This is a genomic window from Haloferax sp. s1, from assembly GCF_058382125.1.
The window spans coordinates 1-5,119 of the sequence record NZ_JBZRPK010000461.1 but is presented as its reverse complement, the minus strand read 5'-3'; the positions used below and the strand labels follow the sequence as shown (position 1 = coordinate 5,119).

Here is a 5,119-nt window from a genome sequence, read left to right as displayed (position 1 = left end):
GCTCTGTAGGTGGTCGTGAAAAGAAGACAGATCTATTCGTCGAGGCCGCGTGCTTCGAGGATCAACCGAACAAGCTCATCTGGGTTCTCCGCCGCAAGACGGACCATCGCGTCATGGGCCTCTCGCCCTTCGAGATCACGAATATCGTACCGCTGTCGAAGTATTCTCTCAACGTCAAAATCCAGAGTGTCTTCAAACTCATCCCACGGCTCATTCCGCGCGTAGATACTCCATCGAAGACCGTTATCGAAGGGGAACGCTAGCCCTCCCTCTGGTTTTGGTTCCCATGGTAATAACCACTGTGCGAACCATATCTAATCTGTAAATGTGAGTGGGTAGAACGTATCCGTCGGCCAACTGCACTCAATGGAAAGATTTCTCTCATCAAAATTGGAAGGAAGTTGCGAAAGTAGCAACCCTGACGCGATGCGCGACACCGCTAATTCGCTCCGCGACTACGTTGAGAGCAGCGAATCGGGCGAGCCGGATAAGAGCGAAGTGCTGCGGTTGCTCCTGCGTGCTGGCCTCCGCGCCGGTGCCTCTGACGCCCACGACGCGCTCCGAGAAGCAATCACCAACCGAGTCGAGGTCTGATATCCCGATTCTATTGCTCTGTTGAAAACATTATAAGTTGACAGGAATGACGTGGTGAATATAGAGCATAAGTTGTTGTGAAAGATACGTCCTTCTACGACACGCCAAGTAGGTCTCGGAATTGGCTCTGCAACTCATCCCTCAATTCAGGGACTTCAGCCTCTGTAAGAGATTCCCAGTTCGATTGCCACTTCTCTATCCGTTCATCTGACTCAGAGAGCGACTTCTCGGCGTCGTGAATCTTCGCAACAGAAAAGTCATGGAACATATCACGATACTCGCCCAGAAGCTCATCCATAGTCTCGCAGACATAGGACGAAAAGTAGATTTTATTCTTCAAATAGAACCTCCGAAGCTCCTCCCCAGACTCGGCCGCAATCTCAATTTTCTCCTCTCTGGATGTCTCGCCCCGTGACAGCATTGGGTCTACGAGCGCCCGCATATCTTGGTCGAACTCGGCTAGTTTTACGTAGAACTCTCCGATGACCTCTGCTCGCTTCTGGTGCAAGTCGGTGAACTTCACCGCCTCTTTGTCAAGTTCTGTCTGGTACGATTGCAGTTGCTTGTCGAAGTACTGCTTTATCGTGAGCCTCGCAACGTACGCAAGTAGCCCCGCGCCGATAGCGAAAACCCCGAAGTCTCGCAAAAGATTGAGAGCCGCTGTTTGTACGGGAACTACCATGGAGTGTATCCTACTCTGGAGCCAAACACTGAATATCCTGTGAATTCAACACAAAATAACCTTCACGAGGGATTTACTTGGGCCCATTAACAGCTACGGTCTCTTCATCTGTAATAAGTCCAGATACACTGTCGCCAAACGACTTACTCGAATGGGACACCATTGAGGCCACATTCTCGAATGTGAATTCACGGGTGTCCTCGGCAAACATCTATGGAGATGTAGAAAGGAGCGAGTTCTGGAAACGGCACCAAGATAGTCTTGAGTCCTTCTTAGTTAAGTCACCCAATGGTGACCTAGTGCGGTTTAAGGTGCTGGGCGACTCTGTATCCGTTCGTCGCTACGACGACAATCCAACAGACCACTCTTCAGAAGACGTACCTGAACTAGGGGTCAACCACTATCTGGGCGTGTGTGTGATGGTGTCCTTCCAAGCCGTAGACGAGTATATAGAACGGAATGGATTACGTCCAGTCGTCGACGAGGTCAAACGCCGCCGATGGGCAATCATGATGGGTTTGGCCCTCTTCGCCGCTCTTCACTAATCGGCTAGTCTCTGAGAAGCGCAGGGAGATCTTGGGGCCTGTGTTCAACGGTTGATGGCGATGGGTGTTACTGAAATCGACGGGTATGACACTTTCATTCCCATCTCGGAGGCAAATCCATCCACGAGGTGGTGGAGCATTCCAATTTGACTCGTCCCGAGGTCGTCCATCTCTCCGATGTCGGTCGAGTCCTATTTCGATTCCAAGTTGTCGCTGAGGTCTTCCAGGTGAGGAAGGAGGTCTCGCACATCAACCGTGACGCACGTTTCCACAGAGAGATCTCCGACGTAGATATATAGGTCAACCTGAACATCCGGTACTGTCTAGTTAAGCCAGTTTGAGAAGCGAACAGGTCATTGAGTGAATTGGTCATGACGCTCGCAGACCTGCTCAGCGAGTGCTTTGCGACGATTTAGAAGAGCCTTTGGGGCGTGAGCGGACGGCAACGTTCACGAGAGCAGAGCTCTCGTGCAAGTTGTTTAGATGGTACTATCTACAGCGCTTATGACGTTGTCTCAAATTCGGGATGGAAGACACCAATGCGTCGGATTACTACATGAAATAGACCAAACAATAGTGCACCGATATTAAGAATGGGAGAAAAGATAACCAATTGAGCAGGAAGTAAATTCACACTATAAGTTAAAGCGACAAGAGCTACAATAAGTATAAGACCACTATCAGCTCTTCTATTCCATTCATTAATGCGAAGCAGAGGCGGTATTGCAGTGTCTCCTATATTCACTTTGTATATAACCCAAGTAGCAAGTAGGAGTGGTAGAAAAACATAAAAACAGGCGATCACAATAGCAAACCATTCCGGAGGGGTATCACTAAGAACCCCAAAAACAAACTTCATTATATATAGTACCCCGATTCCAGAACCAAGAATAACAGAGAGGAATATTAGCAGATTCTGCCAAAGCATATTCTCTTCAATCAGTCTATTGTTAGAAATACGCCTTTTAGAAAGATATACTGAGATAGTTGCAATCACAACTCCGATCATTAAAATATACTTAACTGATAAGCCAATCGAGGTTAACACCGGTGAAAATAGGATTGTTGCCCAAGTACTGATTAGAAAAAAGGCGGTTACTGTTTTAATGATATGTCTCATTGTATTTTCTTGAAATATGGTCGCACGTGACATCTATAAGTCTTTCCTCCACCTACAACTTACCAATCGAGTCGGCCTTGTTGAAATCCTCGGTTGTTGATAGTTTGTCGGAGCCGTGCTGAATACACAGCGCGAGTCGGCTACGGTGAACCGACGCCCGGACGTTGGACAGAATTCTACACACGTTTCCACCCCTGTCTGCGGAGACAGCTACTGTGTGCTGGTAAGTCTACTTCGATGATATCGCCTCGTCGTTGCATCCCACAACGCATACGGGCAGAGGGCGCGAAATCGGGTTAATGCGGCTGCCCTCCCATCGAGTGATTCTCACTGGTCTCTTGACCGGTCTCGTGCTGGTCGCCGGTTGTACGGCACTGCTTTCCGACGGTGAGACACAGATACTCATCGAGAACGAACGAGAATCGAGTTACTTGGTCACCGTCTTCCAAAGCGCCCAGGAGACTCCCGAGGAACTTCGCTTCGACGTCACCACGGGTGATGGTCGTCAGAGGCTCGTTCAGTTAGAACAACTACAGGCTGAGACGAACTACACCAACGTCACTCTCCACGACCCGGTACGTTCGGAACGCGTGACAACAGTCGCCGATGGCAACAGCACGCAGATTGTCGACGACTGGAATGAAAGTCAGACGACCGTTTTCGTGGTCGAAACATATCAAAATGAGCTGTTGGAGGTTTACGTCATGCAGTGTGATCGCGATATGGCACTCACGTTCATGACCGCCTCAGACGGGAATTTCAAGACTACCTCACGCTGCGTCCAGGACGTTCACGGGTAATTGCTACACGCGGTCTGAGAAATTGCTTGACGGATTACTGCCGTATCCACCCTCTGAGTCGGTCACGACTTTTCTGACGAGAATCAGAAAGGTTCGACCCATTTCGCTGTCTCGCTCATCGATATCCGCTGTTCAGAGTGACTTGTCGATGTTGTGAGTGAGACAGCCGACAACGAGTTCACGGAACTGCTTCCACCAGTGTCGTGAGCGGACGAATGCGCCATATTTCCGTTTGAGACTGGAGTTCACTGTCTCATTCTGACTCCGTTGGCCGTAGAGGTTGGCGTCCAGCCGAGCATTCCACGCCTTGTGGAGCGACGAAAATTCTCGGTGCTTGATAAGGGGACGAACACCAGCGTCACGGGCTACCGCGCGAACCTTCTGGTCGTCGTATCCCTTGTCACCGAGGAGGATTGCCACATTCTCGGCATTCCGCTTGATGAGCGACGGAGCGATCTGTGAGTCGTGTTTTCTGGTCGTCGTCACGTGGAGATCGAGGATAGCATTCGCTCTCGTGTCCACGAGCAGTGTCACTTTCAACTGCTGAATCGTCAGCTTCGTTCGCTTCGTGTAGTGTTTCGAGGCGTGACTCCGGTCGAATCCAGATGCATCAATCCCGACGACACCACTGGTCGGGTGAAGGGTGATCGAGAGCTTAAGTAAAACACGCCAGACTGCCATATCGAGCCGGTTGAACGCTTTACACAACGTTGAGGGTGACGGAAGTTCGTCCAGATTGATGGCTTTCCGAATGCGGGGCATTTCGATGAGTTCGTCGAGAAGCGTCCTGTACGTCGTGTTCTTCCGCACTTTGAGACAGAGGAGAACGATGTGCTGGTGGAGGGTGTACCGGCGTTTCGAGAACTTCGAGGAATAGCGAGCGACAGATCGTCGTGCCAAGTGAAACGCCTGCTCGACGAACCGGAGCAACTGCGATTTCGGGAGGGCAACCATCCGGTCAGACTACCGGTCGTACCTGTAACTCCCTGAGGATTTCAACAGAGCCCCTATTCTCGGAGATGAATAACATCAGTCGAGAACTACAGAAACTTAGCTAACGCACCGTGAGTAGTTTGTCTAACATCTGCCAAGAATGGTGTGACACATACAGAGGATTAGTTAGCACAGGACTGTGTTCTTTCCCCAAATAGACACTGAATCAGCTGATAGAACGCGCCTGCTTGTTGAGCTTTGTAGTGCCGAACGTTGGTGAATACTTAACACGGTGTATGCCGCTTCGAGAAGTACATGTCCGCCATTCAGACGCACGACCTGTACGGACTGGAGATAGGGGCTGAGCCCAGAGACAAACCGTCGCCGGTTCTGTGGACGGACTCTCAGCCGACTGTTGAGGTCACCTTTTCAAACAACTCTGATG

General features: G+C 50.3%; 7 protein-coding genes. 2 read left to right on the top strand and 5 right to left on the bottom strand.

Translation table 11 applies throughout. From position 1 onward, the window contains the following. Nucleotides 1-32 precede the first annotated feature (32 nt). Entirely contained in the window at nucleotides 33-185 is a 153-nt protein-coding gene (locus QT222_RS06820; protein WP_491476727.1) for a DUF7970 domain-containing protein, read from the bottom strand. Between the two features lie 241 nt (nucleotides 186-426). Here QT222_RS06820 and QT222_RS06815 point away from each other — a divergent pair, with 241 nt between their 5' ends. Continuing rightward, nucleotides 427-594, top strand: coding sequence for a DUF8115 family protein (locus tag QT222_RS06815; protein ID WP_004060529.1), 168 nt, complete (start codon nucleotides 427-429; stop codon nucleotides 592-594). 94 nt (nucleotides 595-688) lie between these two features. Here QT222_RS06815 and QT222_RS06810 read toward each other — a convergent pair whose 3' ends face one another. From QT222_RS06810 to QT222_RS06800, 3 genes are all read right to left on the bottom strand, one after another. Next, entirely contained in the window at nucleotides 689-1,276 is a 588-nt protein-coding gene (locus QT222_RS06810; protein ID WP_004060530.1) for a hypothetical protein, read from the bottom strand. 589 nt (nucleotides 1,277-1,865) lie between these two features. Then, nucleotides 1,866-1,991: a hypothetical protein gene (locus QT222_RS06805; protein WP_491476726.1), complete on the bottom strand. Its 126-nt coding sequence runs from the start codon at nucleotides 1,989-1,991 to the stop codon at nucleotides 1,866-1,868. 332 nt (nucleotides 1,992-2,323) lie between these two features. Beyond that, on the bottom strand, nucleotides 2,324-2,974 hold the full coding sequence (locus QT222_RS06800; protein ID WP_491476725.1) for a hypothetical protein: 651 nt from the start codon (nucleotides 2,972-2,974) through the stop codon (nucleotides 2,324-2,326). Nucleotides 2,975-3,240: 266 nt separating this feature from the next. Here QT222_RS06800 and QT222_RS06795 point away from each other — a divergent pair, with 266 nt between their 5' ends. Continuing rightward, entirely contained in the window at nucleotides 3,241-3,741 is a 501-nt protein-coding gene (locus QT222_RS06795; RefSeq protein ID WP_491476724.1) for a hypothetical protein, read from the top strand. 132 nt (nucleotides 3,742-3,873) lie between these two features. Here QT222_RS06795 and QT222_RS06790 read toward each other — a convergent pair whose 3' ends face one another. After that, nucleotides 3,874-4,695, bottom strand: coding sequence for an IS5 family transposase (locus tag QT222_RS06790; RefSeq protein WP_491476723.1), 822 nt, complete (start codon nucleotides 4,693-4,695; stop codon nucleotides 3,874-3,876). Nucleotides 4,696-5,119: the final 424 nt, after the last annotated feature.

Coding starts and splice junctions, on each gene's coding strand:
- QT222_RS06815 (WP_004060529.1), top strand. CDS start 427: ATGCGCGACACCGCTAATTCGCTCCGCGACTACGTTGAGAGCAGCGAA.
- QT222_RS06810 (WP_004060530.1), bottom strand. CDS start 1,276: ATGGTAGTTCCCGTACAAACAGCGGCTCTCAATCTTTTGCGAGACTTC.
- QT222_RS06805 (WP_491476726.1), bottom strand. CDS start 1,991: ATGGACGACCTCGGGACGAGTCAAATTGGAATGCTCCACCACCTCGTG.
- QT222_RS06800 (WP_491476725.1), bottom strand. CDS start 2,974: ATGTCACGTGCGACCATATTTCAAGAAAATACAATGAGACATATCATT.
- QT222_RS06795 (WP_491476724.1), top strand. CDS start 3,241: ATGCGGCTGCCCTCCCATCGAGTGATTCTCACTGGTCTCTTGACCGGT.
- QT222_RS06790 (WP_491476723.1), bottom strand. CDS start 4,695: ATGGTTGCCCTCCCGAAATCGCAGTTGCTCCGGTTCGTCGAGCAGGCG.